Raw genomic sequence first — 16,474 nt, 5'->3', positions numbered from 1 at the left:
CATTTTTTCCCGTTTTTATCGTTGTCTTTGTGGTTTGACTGCATTTTTTTCGTGGTTTCACGTCAAGTTGTGTCGTTATATCAAAAGATACTTTTATGGGACGGTCGGGTGTGAAGCCAATGTATGCATGCTGCTGCGCGCCGGTTAAGGTGAAACGGGTCAGTGGTGGCCCCGTCAGTGTTATCATGTTGCCCCCTGTTCCGGATAAGGTCCTGTTATGTCCCGCTTGCGTCTTCTTATCTCCGACTCTCACGATCCCCTGTTCAATCTGGCTGTCGAGGAGTGCATCTTCCGCCAGATGGACCCCGGCCAGCGGGTGCTGTTCCTCTGGCGCAACGCCAATACCGTGGTGATCGGCCGGGCCCAGAACCCGTGGAAGGAGTGCAATACCCGCCGCATAGAAGAGGATGGCGTGACCCTGGCGCGCCGCAGCAGTGGTGGTGGCGCCGTGTTCCACGACCTTGGCAACAGCTGCTTCACCTTCATGGCGGGCAAGCCGGAGTATGACAAGAGCATCTCCACCGCCATCGTGCTGGGCGGGCTCAAGCGGTTGGGGATCGAGGCCTTTGCCTCCGGTCGCAACGATCTGTTGGTGGCCACCCCGGACGGGGAGCGCAAGGTATCGGGGTCAGCCTATCGGGAGACCCTGGATCGCGGTTTCCACCACGGCACCCTGCTGCTGGATGCCGATCTTGGTCGCCTCGCCAACTACCTCAATCCCGACCCCAAGAAGCTGGCCGCCAAGGGGATCAGCTCGGTGCGCAGCCGGGTGGCCAATCTGTGCGAACTGCTGCCGGGGATCGACCATCAGCAGGTGAGCGAGGCGCTTACCGAGGCGTTTTTCCACCACTACGGTGCGCGGGTCGAACCCGAGCATATCTCCCCGGCGCAGATGCCGGATCTGCCGGGCTTTGCCGAGCCCTTCGCCCGCCAGCGCAGCTGGGAGTGGAACTATGGCCATGCCCCGGCGTTCAGCCATCTGCTGGAGGAGCGCTTTGGCTGGGGCGGCGTGGAGCTGCACTTTGATGTGGAGAAGGGGGTTATCACCCGGGCGCAGCTGTTCAGCGATACCCTGGAACCCGCCCCGTTCGATCTGCTGGCGGCCGAGCTGGCGGGTTGCGACTATCGGTCGGAGGCGGTCGCCGCGCGCCTGCAGCCCTGGCTGGCAGCTTTTCCGCAGCAGCAGAGCGAGCTGATGGAGTTTGCCCAGTGGCTGTTGGCCTCCCTGCGTTGAGGGGGACGCTGGCTGATGGCCGTCTGGTAGTAAGGACTATGTCAGCCAACATGTGAACGAGATCACGAAATGCAAAGAGGCGCCCCAAAGGCGCCTTTTTGCCAGCCCTTGTCATGGCTGATACATGACAAAAAGTAGGGTAGGCCATTAGATATTGTCGCTGTCGGCCCCGCTGGCACAGGGGTATAACGGCCGCACATTTGCTGTACTAATGGTATAAAAATGAGTGACTTAGTTTATCTGAAAGACGAAAGCGTCAACGCCGTCCACCCCGAGTTCTCAAACCGGTTTGCAGCCGTAAAAGCCAACTTTTTCTCGCGCAATCCCGATCTCTGGCCGGTTTTTCGCGAACCCGGCTTTGCCACCCTCAATGAATTTCGGGCCCGTGGCCTGGCCCCGGATGCCCGTCTGAACGCCTGGCCAGATGGCCGCGCCCGCCTTGCCGATCTCTGCGAGACCATGCCGGTGCCCGCCACCATGCGCACCCCGGGCGAGCCGATGGCCGAGCTGCTGTTTGCCGCCGCCCTGTCGAAGGATTGGGAGAACCCCTCCAGCGTCGAGAACGTCATCACCATGTCGGCGGATCCCGCCATCTACGGCGCCCAGCTGGGCATTCTGGCCAACCCCAATCTGGTCTACTCCGAATATGCCGGGGTGGCCGAGGAGCTGGAGAAGAAGGTGGTGCGCCAGATAGCGCTGCTGGCGGGTTATGATCCCGAGCGTGCCACCGGCATCTTCACCCAGGGGGGCACCTTCTGTAACCTCTATGGCTACCTGCTCGGCATTCGCAAAAGCCTGCCGGAGGCCAAGCACAAGGGGCTCGGCCACTATCAGGATTACCGCATTATCAACTCCCAGGGCGGTCACTACTCCAATATCACCAACCTCTCCCTGCTTGGGGTCGATATCGAGAACAAGACCATCCGCATTCAGGTCGGCGAGAACAATGACATCGATCTTGACCACCTCGAGCGCACCCTGACCGCCTGCTTCGCCCTGAAGCACGTGGTACCCACCATCATGCTCACCATGGGCACCACCGACACCTTCGGGGTGGATCAGGTGAAACCCGTGTTCGAGCTGCGCAATCGCCTCTGCGAGCAGTTCGAGGTGACGGTCAAGCCCCATATCCACGTCGATGCGGCCATCGGCTGGTCGATGATCTTCTTCCTCGATTACGACTTTGCCACCAACCCGCTCGCCATCAACAGCGCCACCCTGGCGGGGATCGAGCGCAACGTGGCGCGCTTTGCCGAGCTCAAATATGCCGATTCGTTCACTGTCGACTTCCAGAAGTGGGGCTATGTGCCCTACACCTCCAGTCTGGTGATGATCAAGGAGCAGGATGATCTCAAGGCGATGGAGAATGACCCGGAGAACTTCTCCTATTTTGAGCGGGACATTCAGGGCCAGACCCACCTGCAATCCACCATCGAGTGCTCCCGTGGCGCAAGCGGCCTGTTCGGTGCCTATGCGGCGCTCAACTACATGGGGGTCGAGGGGTATCGCACCGTGCTGGCCCACTGCCTGCAAAATGCCAACTACTTCCGCTTCCGGTTAAGCCAGCTCGGCAACGTCAAGCTGGTGGCGCAGGAGAATCAGGGGCCGAGCGTCGGCTTCAAGATCTACAACCCCGAGTGGGTGAGCGATCCGGAGGCCGAGTTCGCCTTCGAGCTGGCCCGCTCCAGCGATCCCGCCTACAAGGCCCGTTTGCAGCGCAACACCGACTACCACCGCAGCCTGTTCAAGGGGCGCGGCAAGGTGGGGCTCTACACCAACTGGGTGGAGGCGGTGGCCCACTCAGACTACGACGCCCGCGGCAAATACTCCTACATCGCCGGGGAGAAGGCGGTCTTTATGAATCCGGCCTGCACTCGCGAGCAGATCGACGCCTTTATCGACCATATTCGTGGTTGATGGCGCTCGTCCTGACCAGCGACGGCAGTCAATAGTGGCAAGAGGTGGTTGGGGTGTATCACGCCAACAGAGAAACGAAGGGCAAGCCGGTTGGCTTGCCCTTCTGTTTTAACGACGGTATGCGAAAGCGGTGGAAAAGGCCGGGCTCAGAGGGTCAGCAGTTGCTCATTTTCGACAATCTCGCACCCGGCGGGCAGTTGCGAGAGGGCGATCATGGCGCGGGCCACCTGCTGGGCCTCGATGGCGCGCCAACGGGCGAGCCTGCCCACCAGCAGCGGCCGAAACAGCGGATAGATGGCCTGAAAGATCTGCTCCGAGCGGCGCGGCGGTTGGCGATCCCCCAGCAACATGGCGGGGCGCACGATGGCGAGCCGTGGCCAGGATTGGGCCAGCAGGGCCTGCTCCATCTCCCCCTTGGTACGCGGATAGAGAGCCGGAGACGATGCGTTTGCTCCCATGCTCGAGACCACGATCAGCCGCTGGCAACCGTGGCGGCGGGCCAGTTCGGCAAAGGCGAGCACATAGTCGAGATCGACCCGGCGAAACGCCTCGGCAGAGCCCGCCTCCTTGCGGGTGGTGCCGAGCGCACAAAAGGCAATATCCACCGGGCGGGAGAGGGTGACGCTGGCCAGCTCATCAAAATTGACCGGCAGCCAGTGGTGTGCCTCCTTGCCCGGCTTGCGACAGAGCAGGGTCAGTTCATGTTCGGCAGGCAGTTGCTGCACCAGTTCGCGACCGATCAGGCCGCTGGCTCCGGCAATCAGGATCCGGCTCATGGGGATTCTCCCTGTGTCATTCGATGGTGTTGATGCCATGGTGGCTGCTCATCAGCATCAGGCAATTTGCGGGCAGCTGCAATGGGGGGAAATGACTCAGTGTTGCCTGGCAGGATAACGGTCAGGATACATAGCGCGGGGGGTGGATAAAACAAAACCGGCGCGAGGCCGGTTTTGCGAGATATCAGAGCGGGGTATTGAAGGCTGCTGGCAGCGGGAAGTCACCCGTCACTGTGGTCAGCCTGTCATTGGCGAAGGTGACGGTGAGCTCTTTACGCTCCTTGTCGCCGTGGCCCGGCTGGAATTCATAGAGGTAGTACCAGGTGTTGGGGTCAAAGCCGTCGCGCAGCATGGGGGTCCCCAGCACATAGCTGACCTGCTCGCGGGTCATCCCCTGGCGCAGTTTGTCGACCTGTTTTTGTTCCACATAGTTGCCCTGGGGAATATCAATGCGATAGACCAGGCTGCAACCGGAGAGGGTGAGGGCGGTCAAAGCCGCGGCAATCAGGTGTTTCATCCGCATATCGAGTTCAGATCATCCATACAGTCTTTTTGGCTCGGCAAATCATACCGACTCCCTCCACGGAAGTAAAAAGCCATTGATCCATCAGCCAATAAAAAGGCTCTGTCCCAATTACGTGTTGAAAGGCTAATCTTGAAGTAGGCCATCACCTTGAGGTCTACCATCATGGATACCCCAGCCTTTCAACACCTGTTGTCCCTCTTTCCCCAGTTAACCCTGCGCCAGCGTCGTGTTGCCCAGCAGGAACTCACTGCCCCCCACACCATTACCTCGCTCAATACTCAGTTGCCGGCATGCAGTGGCTGCCCACATTGTCAGGCCGATGTCACCGAGCTGGCGCCTTGGGGATGGAGTCGGGGACTGCGCCGCTACCGTTGCAAACTGTGTCTGCGCACCAGCACCGTTCTGACCAAAACGCCCCTGTCACGGTTGCGCAAAGCGCAATGCTGGGAAGACTACGCGCAAGCCCTCATCGAAGGACTGACCGTCCGCCAGGCAGCGCGGCGTTGCGGAATCAGCAAAAACACCGCTTTTCTATGGCGTCACCGCTTCTTGCGTGCCATGGCAGGTCATCAAGCCACACGGGAAGAGGGTATCGTTGAGGTTGATGAGACCTTCTTCCTTGAATCGTTCAAGGGACAACGGGGACTGCCGCGTCCGCCACGTCATCGCGGTGGTAAAGGTCGAACTCGTGGAACCGGGCCAGATTACATCCCGGTGATGGTGGTACAAGACCGTGCAGGCCACCATGCGGATTTTCAGTTGGAGATGATAAATGCCGAGACGGTCATCGCTGTCTTGAAGCCGTTGGTGTCACCGGATGCGGTACTGTGTAGCGATGGTGCGGGGGTGTATGCCTGTTTCAGCAAAGAGCAGGGCGTAACCCATCAGGTAGTGCACAATCGCCAAGGCGAACGGGTGGTCGGTGCGTATCACATCCAGCACGTGAACGGTTATCACCATCGGTTGAAAGAGTGGATGGAGCGGTTCCATGGCGTGGCGACGCACTATCTGAAGAACTATCTGGGTTGGCGCAGGATGCTGGAGCGTTACGGGAGGGGCGTGAATATCAAAGCGTGTTTGCATGAGGCGCTGGGGCGCCCCATGCAACACGTAATTGGGACATAGCCAATAAAAAGGGTCGCACTGCGACCCTTTCTGGCAATCAGGCAACCATTTACATTGCTGCGCGGAAGATGGCGACGATCTCTTCGTGGCTGGCCTGTTTCGGGTTGGTGAAGCCGCAGGCATCTTTCAGGGCGTTGCTGGCCAGGGTATCGAAGTCATCGGCCTTGACGCCGAGTTGCTCCAGACCGGCCGGGATCTTCACATCCAGCGCCAGCTGCTTGATGGCGGCAATGGCAGCGGCGGCGCCCTGCTCGTCGTTCATGGCGCTCACGTCCACACCCATGTAGCGGGCGACATCCTTCAGACGAGCCGCGCTCACCTGGGCGTTGTAAGCCTGAACGTGGGGCAGCAGCACGGCGTTGCAGACACCGTGGGGCAGGTCGTAGAAACCGCCCAGCTGGTGCGCCATGGCGTGAACGTAACCGAGGCTTGCGTTGTTGAAGGCCATGCCGGCCAGGAACTGGGCATAGGCCATCTGCTCGCGGGCGTGCAGATCATCGCCCTGGTTGACGGCGGTGCGCAGGTGCTTGGCAATCAGTTCGATGGCCATCACGGCGCTGGCATCGGTCACCGGGGTGGAGATGGTGGAGACATAAGCCTCGATGGCGTGGGTCAGGGCATCCATGCCGGTGGCGGCGGTCAGACCGGCTGGCTTGGCCAGCATCAGCTCGGGGTCGTTGACCGACATCAGCGGGGTAACGTGCTTGTCGATGATGGCCATTTTCACCTGGCGCGCTTCGTCGGTGATGATGCAGAAGCGGGTCATCTCGGAGGCGGTACCGGCGGTGGTGTTGATGGCGATGAGCGGCAGTTGCGGCTTGGCGGAGCGATCCACCCCTTCGTAATCCTTGATGTTGCCACCGTTGGCGGCGACCAGCGCGATACCCTTGGCGCAGTCATGGGGTGAGCCACCACCGAGCGAAATGACGCAGTCGCAGCCGTTGGCCTTGATCATGGTCAGACCCGCTTCGACGTTGGTCATGGTGGGGTTCGGCTTGGTTTCATCGAAAACCACGCTCTCAATGCCATGTTCAGCCAGCAGGGTGGTGAGCTTGGCGACCACGCCAATCTGGTTGAGGATCTTGTCGGTGACGATCAGTGCCTTGCGATAGCCGTAACCCTTGATATCGGCGGCGGCCTCTTGCAGACAGCCGGCACCCATTAGGTTGATTGCGGGAATATAGAACTTGAATGTAGCCATGATGGACTTCCTGTAGTTAGCCATTAAGTGGTAGTTGGCCGCTAGGCTATCATCTCGAAAGGGATACAAAAGCATCTTGTTTACAACTTTACGGGGTCGATCACGAGTCGTTAATTAAGCGCTGAACCGGGCTTGACTTTCCCTGTTCGAGACCCTTTTTCAGAAAAACGTTTGTCAATTATTTCATTGGGTTAGCAAACGTTTTGCGCGATCTTTGTGACTGTCAATGCGTGGAAGTGTGAGGCGCTTCAAGGAATTGGAAAGCGCTTTCGACCATAGTTGGCGCCTCCCCGAAGAGGGGGTAAAGGCTTGAAAGTATCATAAAGAATCATCTTAACTTGCGCCCTGACCATGCTGGCAGGGGGCAACCAGGAGTCCACTATGTCTGATGTATTTCACTTGGGTTTGAAGAAAGCGGATCTGCAAGGCGCCACCCTGGCGATCGTCCCCGGTGACCCCGAGCGCGTCAAGCGCATCGCAGAGATGCTGGATAACCCGGTGCACCTGGCCAGCCATCGTGAATTCACTTCCTGGCGCGGCGAGATGGACGGCAAGGCCGTGATCATCTGCTCTACCGGTATCGGTGGCCCGTCCACCTCCATCGCGGTAGAAGAGCTGGCCCAGCTGGGTATCAACACCTTCCTGCGTATCGGCACCACCGGCGCCATCCAGCCGCACCTGAACGTGGGTGACGTGATCGTCACTACCGGTTCCGTGCGCCTCGACGGTGCCAGCCTGCACTTTGCACCGATGGAGTTCCCGGCGGTTGCCGACTTCGACTGCACCACCGCGCTGGTCAACACTGCCAAAGAGATGGGCTCCAAGCTGCACATCGGTGTGACTGCCTCTTCCGATACCTTCTACCCGGGTCAGGAGCGTTACGACACCGTATCCGGCCGCGTAGTGAGCCGTTTCCAGGGTTCCATGAAAGAGTGGCAAGCCATGGGCGTGCTGAACTATGAGATGGAATCTGCCACCCTGCTGACCATGTGCACCAGCCAGGGCCTGCGTGCCGGTATGGTAGCTGGCGTTATCGTCAACCGTACCCAGCAGGAAATCCCGAACGCCGAAACCATGGCGAAGACCGAATCTGATGCCATCAAGATCGTACTGGGCGCTGCCCGCAAGCTGATCTGATAGCACCACAAAGAGTGGGGGGTGGGGGCCGTTGCGAAAGCGCGGCCCCTATCTTTATCCGCCGTTTGTCCCTTTTCTTCTCCCGTCTTCTCGCGTCACGCCTTTCTCTATTCCCGCCGCACTCGCGTCTATTGCCATCTACTGACGGCCTCTACTGATTGCTCCTAAAAAGGCGCGGCACAGCGGATCTGCATCGGCTCGCCGCTCACCGGATGTGCAAAATCCAGCTCGCTGGCATGCAACATCAGCCGCGGTGCTTGTTCGCAGTCAGGTGACAGCAGACCGCCGTAGAGATCGCAGCCGAGAATGGGGTGGCCCAGCAGCTGGCAGTGGATCCGTAGTTGATGGGTGCGGCCGGTCTCCGGTACCAGCCTTACCCGGGTCAGTGGCACAGCCTGACCCTGCATCTGCTGCGCCAGCCGCTCAATCACCCGATAGCGGGAGCGGGCGGGTTTGCCGCTGGCGGCGCAGATCTTCATCAGCGGGAAAATCGCCGGATCCTTGGCGATGGGGGCATCGATCACCCCCTCATCGTCAGCCAGATGGCCGCACAGCAGAGCGCTGTAGGCCTTGCTCACTACCCGCTGGCTGAACTGCTGGCACAGCAGGGCATTGATGGCCCTGTTTTTGGCCACCACCATGATGCCTGAGGTGCCGAAGTCGAGACGGTGCACCAGGGTACAGCCGGGGTAATCCTGTACCAGTCGATAATGCACCGAGTCGAGGTTCTGCGGGTTCTTTCCCGACAGGCTCAGCAGGCCGCTCGGCTTGTTGATCAGCAGCAGATGATCATCCTCAAACAGGATCTCGATGGCGGCACTGCAGGGTGGGGCGATAAAGGTGTCGACGATAACAGACATAGGACGCACGGGCTGGAAACGGGGGGCGATCATACCCGAACCGGCGCGGCCGGGCGAATGGGCGGTGCGCTGCCTCGGAAAATGAACGGGATGCGCCATGCAACCTCTTGATAATGAGCTGCTTTGAGCGAGGCGGTGTGCCGTGTAAACCGCCTGGGTCACCCACAAGGCCCCGTTTTGTGACCCCTTCCCGAGTTCATCCGAAGCTTGCTTGTTAAGGTATGGCTCCCTGTTATGTTGTAAGGACCCTTTCCATGGCACTGCCCGTTATTCTCGATTGTGATCCCGGCCACGACGACGCCATTGCCCTCATTCTGGCGCTGGCCAGCCCTGAACTTGAGGTGCTGGCGGTCACCACCAGCGCGGGCAACCAGACGCCGGACAAGACCCTCAACAATGCCCTGCGCATCCTCACCTTGCTGGGGCGGGACGATATTCCTGTGGCGGCGGGGGCGCCGAAACCACTGGCCCGCGAGCTGATTATCGCCGACAACGTTCACGGCGAATCGGGCCTCGATGGCCCCACACTGCCGGATCCTGCCTTTGCGCCGCAGGCGATGACGGGGATTGAATTGATGGCCAGGTGCCTGCGCGAGAGCCCGGAGCCGGTGACTCTGGTGCCGACCGGGCCGCTCACCAATATCGCCCTGTTGCTGGCGGCTCATCCCGAGCTCAAACCCAAGATTGCACGCATCGTATTGATGGGGGGCGCCGCAGGGGCGGGCAACTGGACCCCGGCGGCGGAATTCAATATTTATGTCGACCCACAAGCGGCCGATATGGTGTTCAAGTCGGGTATTCCCATCACCATGTGTGGCCTCGATGTGACTCATGAGGCGCAGGTGATGGACGAGGATATCGAGCGGGTGCGCGCCATCAGCAATCCGGTGGCCCAGTGCGTGGCCGGGCTGCTCGACTTTTTCATGATCTACCACCGGGATCCCAAGTGGGGATTTGCTGGTGCACCGCTGCACGACCCCTGTACCATTGCCTGGTTGCTGGCTCCCGAGCTGTTCCACGGGGTCGAGTGCCGGGTCGATATCGAGACTGGCGGCACCCATACTTGCGGCATGACGGTGGTGGATCGTTATGGTCTGACCGGCAAGCCAGCCAATGCGCTGGTGCTGCTGGGGCTGGATCGTCCGGGCTTTATCGATCTGTTGGTGACGCGGCTGCGGGCATTTGGCTGAGCACCGGTTCATTTTTGCAAGAAGGGGCGGGGAATGTGGAAGAGAGGGGTGGTGCTGCTGGCCGGGTTGCAACTGACAGGTTGTGCGACGCCATTTGAGCGGATGTGGCAGGGGCTGGCGACCTGCGAGTTTACCGATCTCTATGTGGATGAGACGGGCAGAGCCGCCAATCTACAGCTGGCCAACTACACCCCCGACAAGGTGAGCGACGGCTTTGCCTGGTACAAGGTGCACGAGGAGCTGCACGGCCTGCCGGTGGTCGGCTTTATCGTGCCTGCCGCAAGCTTTGAAGTGCACGCTCTCTTTGTCGATACCCCCATCGCCAACGCCCGCCGCTTGACTCACAACGCCTACGGCAGCGAGTTTAGTGACGAGCAGAAGCATGACGAGGGGTTGACGCCCCTGCTGCTGCGCGATCCCAACAACCCCAAGCGATCCATCATCGATTGCACCAGAGGGGAGTCGGAAGAAGAACTGGAAGATTCGGCCATGCCCGAGTAGGGCGACCTGCCACACCATCGGCCTGGAAATCGGCCTGGAAATAGAGGGGCCAGCCTTGTCGGCTGGCCCCTCTATTTTATTGCTGGCAGGCTTCCGGATCAGGGGTAACTCAGCGTCTCTTTGATAAGAGGCAGTTGGGCTGCAATCCAGTCAGGATTGATGGGACCCCAGTCGCTGATACGGTAGTGCCCCTGCAGGTGGCGAGCCCCCTCGGTCTGCTCGAAGGCGCAGCTGATATCGAGTTCGGCCAGCGCGCTCAGGGTATCTTGCGCAGTGCGGCGCGGCATACCGGTCGCTTCCATGATGGCGGGCACTGTATCCGTGCCCTGGCTGATCAGCCAGGCCACGTAGAGCCGCCGGTAGAAGCTGGTGCGGGTTTTACTCGGCTCACTCATATCTCGTCCTCAAGACGATCGAAGTAGCGCCAGGTCGCAATGGCCGCTTTGCCCATCACCAGTGCCCAGAGGCCGAACCAGAACCAGCGGAAGAAGCTCCAGGTGGAGGCATCGGGTTCGGTGCTCTCAATCTTGGTGACGTTGGGGAACATGGAGAACATGTTGATGCGCCAGCCGTAGGAGGTAATGATGGCCAGACGCTTCTCGAACTCCATCGATTTGGCCTTGGCCTGCACGTCGGCGGCGTTGAACTTGAAGTAGAAGGGCCAGCCCCACTCAGTATCTTCATTGCGGAACACCCGGATCTTCTCGCCGGGACGCTCGGTATAGATGTAGTAGACGTCGGTGGTGGGGCCGTCAGCCGGGTTCTTCTGGCTGATGGGGCCATCCTTGTCGGTGCGCTTTACCTCGACTCCGGTGATGGTGGCGATGGTGTGCTCCGGCAGATAGTAGTCGAGCCAGGCGGCGGAAATGAGGGCGATGAGCCCCAGGGCGATAAAAGCGGGTTTCTTGAATCTCAGGCTCATGGTGTGCTCACGTGAGGGGGAATAACGTGCCTCTACCATACCGATATTTGACTGGGCAGCCCAGCCCCTTATGGCACCAACGGCCAAAAAATAGCGTTTAAAACAGGGACAAACGGATTGCCCCGTGAATCAAAAAGGCCCTCGCGGGCCTTTTTGTCTTGTTCACTTCCTGTGCTTACAGCTGGAATCGGGAAAGCTGCTTGCGCTGCTGCTCGGCGAGCTGCGAGAGTTCGTTGCTGGCAGTGGCGCTCTGGCTGATACCAGCGGAGCTCTGGCTCACGATCTCGTGAATATTGGTGATGTTGCGGTTGATGTCGGCGGTGACGCAGGACTGCTCCTCGGCGGCGGTGGCGACCTGGGCGTTGGCGTCGTTGATCTGGCGCACGGCACCGGTAATGCCACTTAGCAGATCCTGCACCTGAGCCGAGAGGCGCTGGTTATGGCTGAGGATCTCCAGCGTCTCCTGCACGCCGTTGTTGGCGGACTGGGACTGGCTCTGCAGCCGCTCGATGATGGTCTGGATCTCCTTGGTGGAGTCCTGGGTGCGGGCGGCCAGCATTCTCACCTCATCGGCCACCACCGCAAAACCACGCCCCGTTTCACCGGCACGGGCCGCTTCGATGGCGGCATTGAGCGCCAGCAGGTTGGTCTGCTCGGAGATCCCCTGGATCACTTCAATCACCTTGCCGATCTGCTCGGACTGGGATTTGAGCTGGGCCACGATGGCGGCGGCATCTTCCAGACTGCCCGCCATCCGGCTGTTGGCAGCGATGCTTTCGGTAAAGAGCGCGAGCCCCTGTTCGACCCGGCCATTAGCATCCCGCGCCAGCTCATCGGCGATGGCGGCGTTGTGGTTGACGTTGTCAGCGGTGCTGGATAGCTCGGTCACGGCGGAGGCAACCTGTTCAATCTCGCTGTGCTGCTGCCTTGCATTGGCCTCGGACTGGGTCATCACGGCAGCCAGTTCGGTGGCGGCGGAGGCGACGCTGTTGCTGATGCCGGTCAGGCTCTCTATGGTGCTGCCGAGCTGGGTCAGGGTGAGGTTGATATCTTTGGCCAGACGGGTCAGCTCGTTGTTGCCCTCCGCCTTGGCACGGACGTTGAAGCGCCCTTGCGCCACCGCGTGCATCACTTCCTGCAACTGGGCGATGGGGCTGACGATACGACCGGAGAGCACCCAGCCGCAGATCAGCGCCGCCAGCAGGGTGCCGGCGGTGAGCAGCAGGGTACGCAGCACGGTAGCGTCATAGTGGGCCTGCTCTTCGGCCAGCTCTTGCTGGGTCAGCTGGTTGATGTGGGCAGACATGCTGTCGATCTGCTTGATCAGCTGTTCACCCAGCTCGCGGAAATGGAGGCGGGCCGCCTCGTAGGCGACCGGATCGCCGCCACCCTGATGTTTTTGCGCCAGCAGCGGCAGCATGTTGCCGCGAGTATGGCCCAGGTAGGCCTGCAGGGCGGCAGCGACCTGACGGTTATCCTGCTCGGCACCGGGGATCACCAGACGAGCGAGGATGCTGTTGATCTCCTGCTCGGCGCTGTTGAGGTTCGCCGGCAGCGCGGCAAACAGCTTGGCATCGTAGAGGCCATAGATGGCGCTGGTGCGCAGCCGGTAGGTGGCGTGGATCAGTTTGGCAATGTCGTCCTTGTTCTGGACCACGCTCTGGGTCGTCTCATCTATGTCACGGATGGCTTCGTCCAGCCCCTGTTTACTGATGGCGATCATCACCAACATCAGCAGGCTGGCCAACAGCAGCGGTATCAGGATTTGGACTCTTATTGATAGATTATTCAATGACATAAATAGTTCTAATCCGAAATTGGAGGAGCCGACATATTACACATTAGCGTCAGGAGCTGTCACAGGCTTTTATTGCTGAAATGTGCTGAAGAAAAGGTTTTTCCTTGTGCGCAAGGAGCCGTTTAGGCATGATTGAACGCTTAATCCCCTGAATATGTGGTACAACTGGCTGTATTGATTCAATATTGTCCGGTTTCCGTTATTCCCCGCTCTCGTCCCATGGAGGTGTGTTGTGTCCAGCTGGATCGATCCGGCCATTCTGGCTCTGTTTATCCCGACCTTTTTCTTTGTCTCGGTGACCCCCGGCATGTGCATGACCCTGTCGATGACGCTGGGGATGAGCCTGGGTGTGCGCCGTACCCTGCACATGATGTGGGGGGAGCTGATCGGGGTAGGGTTGGTCTCGGTACTGTCGGTGATCGGGGTGGCCGCCATCATGCTCAACTATCCGGGGATCTTCGCCGCCTTCAAATATGTCGGGGGCGCTTATCTGGTGTGGCTTGGCATCCAGATGTGGCAGGCCAAAGGGAAGATGGCCATTCCGGCGGATCTCTCGGCCGGTCAGCAGACCAGCGCCATGGGACTGGCGGTGCAGGGCTTTGTCACCGCCATCGCCAACCCCAAGGGGTGGGCCTTTATGATTTCCTTGCTGCCCCCCTTTATCTCTGCCGACAAGCCGATGGCACCGCAGATCAGCGCGCTGGTGGCGCTGATCCTGGTCATCGAGTTCTCCTGCCTGCTGCTCTACGCCAGCGGTGGTCGCACCCTGCGCCACTTCCTCGCCAGGAGCGGCAACGTCACGTTGATGAACCGCATCGCCGGTACCCTGATGTTGGGAGTGGGAGTCTGGCTGGCGCTTGGTTGAGTGCCGTCATTTACCCTCGCCACCAAAGAAAAATGCCACCGGTCGGTGGCATTTTTTATGGGCGCGGCCTGGCTCAGCGAGCTTTGAAGCGCTCGACCCAGGGGTTGGCGGTCAGACCGTGGAGCAACACGCTCAGAATGATGGTGCAGAGCACGGTGGCGATGATGGGGCGTTGGCCGATCAGCGCCGGCTGGTTTTGCAGCACCATCACAGCAAAGACGATGCTGGCAAGGCCCCGTGGCCCGAACCAGCCGATAAAGAGCTTGAGCTCGGGCTTGAGGCCGGTGCCGATAAGGCTCAACCAGACCGGCACCATCCGCAGCAGGGTGAGGCTGGCAATGGCATAGAGCCAGTATTGCCAGTGCATCAGCTCCGGCAGCATGGGGAGCAGGGTGGCGCCAAACACCATCCAGATCACCACAGAAAGCAGGTCGCCATACCCTTCGCAGCTGTCCATATAGGCGTGCTTGTGTTCACCGAGTCTGCGCCCGATAAAGAGGCCGCCGACAAAGGCGGCGATAAAGCCGCTGCCACCCAGGCTCTGAGCCAGCGCAAAGCAGAGCAGGGCCAGCCCCGGCATGGTGAGCTGGCGCCACAGCGGCAGTTGCCAACCGTTGAGATTGGAGATTTTCAGCAGCCGGATGGTGAGGCTGGTCAGCACGAAGGCAACCAGCAGGCCAATGCCGATCTCCTCCAGCATCAGGGTGATGGCCAGCGTCGCGGTGCCCGCATGTTGCTCGGTGGGGGCGATAAGGGCCAACAACAGGAGCAGTACCGGCACGCAGATACCGTCGTTGAGGCCGCTCTCCTGATTGAGCCCTTCACGCACCGGTGCCGGTACGGCCGGGTTGCTGACCACCGCCTTGCCGAGCGCCGCATCGGTGGGGGCAAGTATGGTGGAGAGAATGGCCATCTCCAGCAGTGGCAAATCGGGGAAGAGCCAGTGGCCAAACAGGGCGCCACAGACCAGGGTGAGGGGCAGGCCTATCAGTAGCAGCCGGATCGGCAGTTGCCGGTTGGCCAGCAATACCTGCCAGTTGGTATTGGCGGCATCGTTGAACAGCACGATGACCAGCGAGAGCTCGGCCAGCAGCTTGATGCCATCGCTGTCGATGGAGAGGGCGATCAGCTCCACACCACCCGGCCCGAGCAGCCAGCCCGCCAGCATAAACAGCAGGGGGCCGTTGACCAGTTTTGATTCAAAGCGCCCGGCGAGCAGGCTATAGACCAGCAAGAAAGCGGCGATCACCGCCAGGTTCTGGTAAAGCAGGTGTGCATCCATACAACCTCCTTTCTGCCCCTGCGGGGGCGGTTTAATCGGTCAGGCAGTCGGGGTCGAACACATACTCCCCGTCGAGCCAGCGCACGATTTCGTCGACGCAGGCTTGATCCCGAAACGGCAGGTAGCGGGCCTTGAGGGCGGCAATCTGCTCGGGGGTGAGCTGCGCCAGCCCCAGATCCTGAAACAGCGGCAGGTCAGCTTCGATCATCGCCGAGATCTGCGGGCCGCAGGTGGCATTGAGGGCGGCGTGCAACGCCTTGTCGGGATCGTACTGCTTGCCGAGCCGGTAGCTCATCGGCAGGGTGGCAAGCGGCAGGGCCGACAGCGCCGCCTGCTTCATCGGGTTGACCGCATGGCCAGCGACCAGCTCCGCCAGCTCGGCGGGGCGGTTCTCGAAGGCGCGCAGATGGAGGTAGCTGCTCGCCTTGCTGCCATCGTTGACCGGGTAGTTGTCCCACAAAAAGGGCTTGCGGCCGAGCAGTTCGGTCACCTGCTTGAGGTGTACCGCCGGATACTCGGTCGAGCAGACCTTGGGGCCGGTCCAGAAGATCTCGAAACGGCGGTCGAGCTGCTCGCCAAGCTCTTCCAGATAGCGGGGAGGCATGGCGCCGAACACCTTCTCCAGCACCGGATCGGTCGAGTAGTAGCTGGGGCAGAAGATGAGGCGGCTCGCCTTGCTGTGGGCCGCGATATCGTGGGCGATGGTGAGCTGGTGGCGGGCCAGGTCCGGGGTATCCCCCTTCATGTCGTCAAATAGCACCGCCAGAATATCGGGCTGAAGCATCTCGTCGATCAGGCGCACTTTTTCAAGCAGCGCCGGGCGCTTGCGATCGTAGTCGTGGTGCGCCCCCATCGGGCTCAAGCCCACCCCGAAGGCGAGCCCGTTGGCGCGGCACTGGCGCGCCAGCTCGGCGAGATCGGCCAGCTGCTGCTCTGGCCAGGGGAGGGCCCAGTGCTTGCGCAGATAACCATCCTCTTTCGGGGCGTAGATATAGAAGCCGTAACCGTGGCGCGGCAGCCACTGGGTGTAGCGGGCGCGGGCCTGCCAGCTCCATCCCTTGCCAAAAAAGCCTTCAATGACCCCCAGATTGGCAGCGGGGGGCAGGGGGCCGGACAGCAAACTTTGATATGGCATAACTC

At 60.5% G+C, this 16,474-nt stretch carries 16 protein-coding genes; 7 read left to right on the top strand and 9 right to left on the bottom strand.

Translation table 11 applies throughout. From position 1 onward, the window contains the following. Positions 1–217 precede the first annotated feature (217 nt). Together OKC27_RS05405 and OKC27_RS05400 are read left to right on the top strand one after the other, a co-directional pair. On the top strand, positions 218–1,234 hold the full coding sequence (locus tag OKC27_RS05405; protein ID WP_270795410.1) for a lipoate--protein ligase A: 1,017 nt from the start codon (positions 218–220) through the stop codon (positions 1,232–1,234). A gap of 222 nt (positions 1,235–1,456) precedes the next feature. Then, positions 1,457–3,151 carry a pyridoxal phosphate-dependent decarboxylase family protein gene (locus OKC27_RS05400; protein WP_270795408.1) on the top strand — a complete coding sequence of 565 codons (1,695 nt, stop codon included), beginning with the start codon at positions 1,457–1,459 and terminating at the stop codon, positions 3,149–3,151. A gap of 146 nt (positions 3,152–3,297) precedes the next feature. Here the strand turns inward: OKC27_RS05400 and OKC27_RS05395 are convergent, their stop codons facing one another. Then, positions 3,298–3,927 (bottom strand): NAD(P)H-binding protein, encoded by a 630-nt coding sequence (locus OKC27_RS05395; RefSeq protein WP_270805991.1) that lies wholly within the window; start codon positions 3,925–3,927, stop codon positions 3,298–3,300. 184 nt (positions 3,928–4,111) lie between these two features. Continuing rightward, positions 4,112–4,450, bottom strand: a complete 339-nt coding sequence (gene bamE / locus OKC27_RS05390; RefSeq protein WP_005337980.1) for an outer membrane protein assembly factor BamE — start codon at positions 4,448–4,450, stop codon at positions 4,112–4,114. Positions 4,451–4,615: 165 nt separating this feature from the next. Here bamE and OKC27_RS05385 point away from each other — a divergent pair, with 165 nt between their 5' ends. Next, entirely contained in the window at positions 4,616–5,578 is a 963-nt protein-coding gene (locus OKC27_RS05385) for an IS1595 family transposase (protein WP_270805990.1), read from the top strand. Between the two features lie 49 nt (positions 5,579–5,627). Here OKC27_RS05385 and yiaY read toward each other — a convergent pair whose 3' ends face one another. Beyond that, positions 5,628–6,779, bottom strand: a complete 1,152-nt coding sequence (yiaY, locus tag OKC27_RS05380; protein ID WP_270805989.1) for an L-threonine dehydrogenase — start codon at positions 6,777–6,779, stop codon at positions 5,628–5,630. A gap of 381 nt (positions 6,780–7,160) precedes the next feature. On the opposite strand from yiaY, the gene udp reads away from it, so the two are divergent. Beyond that, positions 7,161–7,916 (top strand): uridine phosphorylase, encoded by a 756-nt coding sequence (gene udp, locus OKC27_RS05375; RefSeq protein ID WP_042018691.1) that lies wholly within the window; start codon positions 7,161–7,163, stop codon positions 7,914–7,916. A gap of 164 nt (positions 7,917–8,080) precedes the next feature. Here the strand turns inward: udp and OKC27_RS05370 are convergent, their stop codons facing one another. Then, the gene (locus OKC27_RS05370; RefSeq protein ID WP_270806000.1) at positions 8,081–8,809 is read right to left on the bottom strand and encodes an RluA family pseudouridine synthase; all 729 of its coding nucleotides are present in this window, start codon (positions 8,807–8,809) and stop codon (positions 8,081–8,083) included. 221 nt (positions 8,810–9,030) lie between these two features. Here OKC27_RS05370 and rihA point away from each other — a divergent pair, with 221 nt between their 5' ends. Together rihA and OKC27_RS05360 are read left to right on the top strand one after the other, a co-directional pair. Continuing rightward, on the top strand, positions 9,031–9,966 hold the full coding sequence (gene rihA, locus OKC27_RS05365; RefSeq protein WP_270795401.1) for a pyrimidine-specific ribonucleoside hydrolase RihA: 936 nt from the start codon (positions 9,031–9,033) through the stop codon (positions 9,964–9,966). Positions 9,967–9,999: 33 nt separating this feature from the next. Then, positions 10,000–10,467: a hypothetical protein gene (locus OKC27_RS05360; RefSeq protein WP_270805988.1), complete on the top strand. Its 468-nt coding sequence runs from the start codon at positions 10,000–10,002 to the stop codon at positions 10,465–10,467. A gap of 98 nt (positions 10,468–10,565) precedes the next feature. On the opposite strand, the gene OKC27_RS05355 is transcribed toward OKC27_RS05360, so the two are convergent. The 3 genes from OKC27_RS05355 to OKC27_RS05345 form a co-directional block, all read right to left on the bottom strand. Beyond that, entirely contained in the window at positions 10,566–10,862 is a 297-nt protein-coding gene (locus tag OKC27_RS05355) for a winged helix-turn-helix domain-containing protein (protein WP_139472933.1), read from the bottom strand. Continuing rightward, positions 10,859–11,389 (bottom strand): DUF1523 family protein, encoded by a 531-nt coding sequence (locus OKC27_RS05350; RefSeq protein ID WP_005344342.1) that lies wholly within the window; start codon positions 11,387–11,389, stop codon positions 10,859–10,861. The genes OKC27_RS05355 and OKC27_RS05350 overlap by 4 nt, the downstream gene beginning before the upstream one ends. A gap of 175 nt (positions 11,390–11,564) precedes the next feature. After that, complete coding sequence (locus OKC27_RS05345) at positions 11,565–13,187, bottom strand: methyl-accepting chemotaxis protein (protein ID WP_270795398.1); 1,623 nt, start codon at positions 13,185–13,187, stop codon at positions 11,565–11,567. Between the two features lie 232 nt (positions 13,188–13,419). Between OKC27_RS05345 and OKC27_RS05340 the strand changes: the two genes are divergently transcribed. Then, a complete protein-coding gene (locus OKC27_RS05340; RefSeq protein WP_042058111.1) occupies positions 13,420–14,052 on the top strand; it encodes a LysE family translocator in 633 nt (210 codons plus the stop codon). A gap of 73 nt (positions 14,053–14,125) precedes the next feature. On the opposite strand, the gene OKC27_RS05335 is transcribed toward OKC27_RS05340, so the two are convergent. Further along, positions 14,126–15,334 (bottom strand): cation:proton antiporter, encoded by a 1,209-nt coding sequence (locus OKC27_RS05335; RefSeq protein WP_270805987.1) that lies wholly within the window; start codon positions 15,332–15,334, stop codon positions 14,126–14,128. 31 nt (positions 15,335–15,365) lie between these two features. Continuing rightward, positions 15,366–16,469: a beta-N-acetylglucosaminidase domain-containing protein gene (locus OKC27_RS05330; RefSeq protein ID WP_270796873.1), complete on the bottom strand. Its 1,104-nt coding sequence runs from the start codon at positions 16,467–16,469 to the stop codon at positions 15,366–15,368. Positions 16,470–16,474 lie beyond the last annotated feature (5 nt).

The organism is Aeromonas sp. QDB62 (genome assembly GCF_027705695.1).
GTDB classification, from domain to species: Bacteria; Pseudomonadota; Gammaproteobacteria; order Enterobacterales; family Aeromonadaceae; genus Aeromonas; species Aeromonas allosaccharophila.
This window is presented reverse-complemented; position numbering and strand designations above follow the sequence as displayed.

Excerpts from the sequence above, each read along its gene's own strand:
- OKC27_RS05405 (WP_270795410.1), top strand. The coding sequence starts at position 218 with ATGTCCCGCTTGCGTCTTCTTATCTCCGACTCTCACGATCCCCTGTTC.
- OKC27_RS05400 (WP_270795408.1), top strand. The coding sequence starts at position 1,457 with ATGAGTGACTTAGTTTATCTGAAAGACGAAAGCGTCAACGCCGTCCAC.
- OKC27_RS05395 (WP_270805991.1), bottom strand. The coding sequence starts at position 3,927 with ATGAGCCGGATCCTGATTGCCGGAGCCAGCGGCCTGATCGGTCGCGAA.
- bamE (WP_005337980.1), bottom strand. The coding sequence starts at position 4,450 with ATGCGGATGAAACACCTGATTGCCGCGGCTTTGACCGCCCTCACCCTC.
- OKC27_RS05385 (WP_270805990.1), top strand. The coding sequence starts at position 4,616 with ATGGATACCCCAGCCTTTCAACACCTGTTGTCCCTCTTTCCCCAGTTA.
- yiaY (WP_270805989.1), bottom strand. The coding sequence starts at position 6,779 with ATGGCTACATTCAAGTTCTATATTCCCGCAATCAACCTAATGGGTGCC.
- udp (WP_042018691.1), top strand. The coding sequence starts at position 7,161 with ATGTCTGATGTATTTCACTTGGGTTTGAAGAAAGCGGATCTGCAAGGC.
- OKC27_RS05370 (WP_270806000.1), bottom strand. The coding sequence starts at position 8,809 with ATGATCGCCCCCCGTTTCCAGCCCGTGCGTCCTATGTCTGTTATCGTC.
- rihA (WP_270795401.1), top strand. The coding sequence starts at position 9,031 with ATGGCACTGCCCGTTATTCTCGATTGTGATCCCGGCCACGACGACGCC.
- OKC27_RS05360 (WP_270805988.1), top strand. The coding sequence starts at position 10,000 with ATGTGGAAGAGAGGGGTGGTGCTGCTGGCCGGGTTGCAACTGACAGGT.
- OKC27_RS05355 (WP_139472933.1), bottom strand. The coding sequence starts at position 10,862 with ATGAGTGAGCCGAGTAAAACCCGCACCAGCTTCTACCGGCGGCTCTAC.
- OKC27_RS05350 (WP_005344342.1), bottom strand. The coding sequence starts at position 11,389 with ATGAGCCTGAGATTCAAGAAACCCGCTTTTATCGCCCTGGGGCTCATC.
- OKC27_RS05345 (WP_270795398.1), bottom strand. The coding sequence starts at position 13,187 with ATGTCATTGAATAATCTATCAATAAGAGTCCAAATCCTGATACCGCTG.
- OKC27_RS05335 (WP_270805987.1), bottom strand. The coding sequence starts at position 15,334 with ATGGATGCACACCTGCTTTACCAGAACCTGGCGGTGATCGCCGCTTTC.
- OKC27_RS05330 (WP_270796873.1), bottom strand. The coding sequence starts at position 16,469 with ATGCCATATCAAAGTTTGCTGTCCGGCCCCCTGCCCCCCGCTGCCAAT.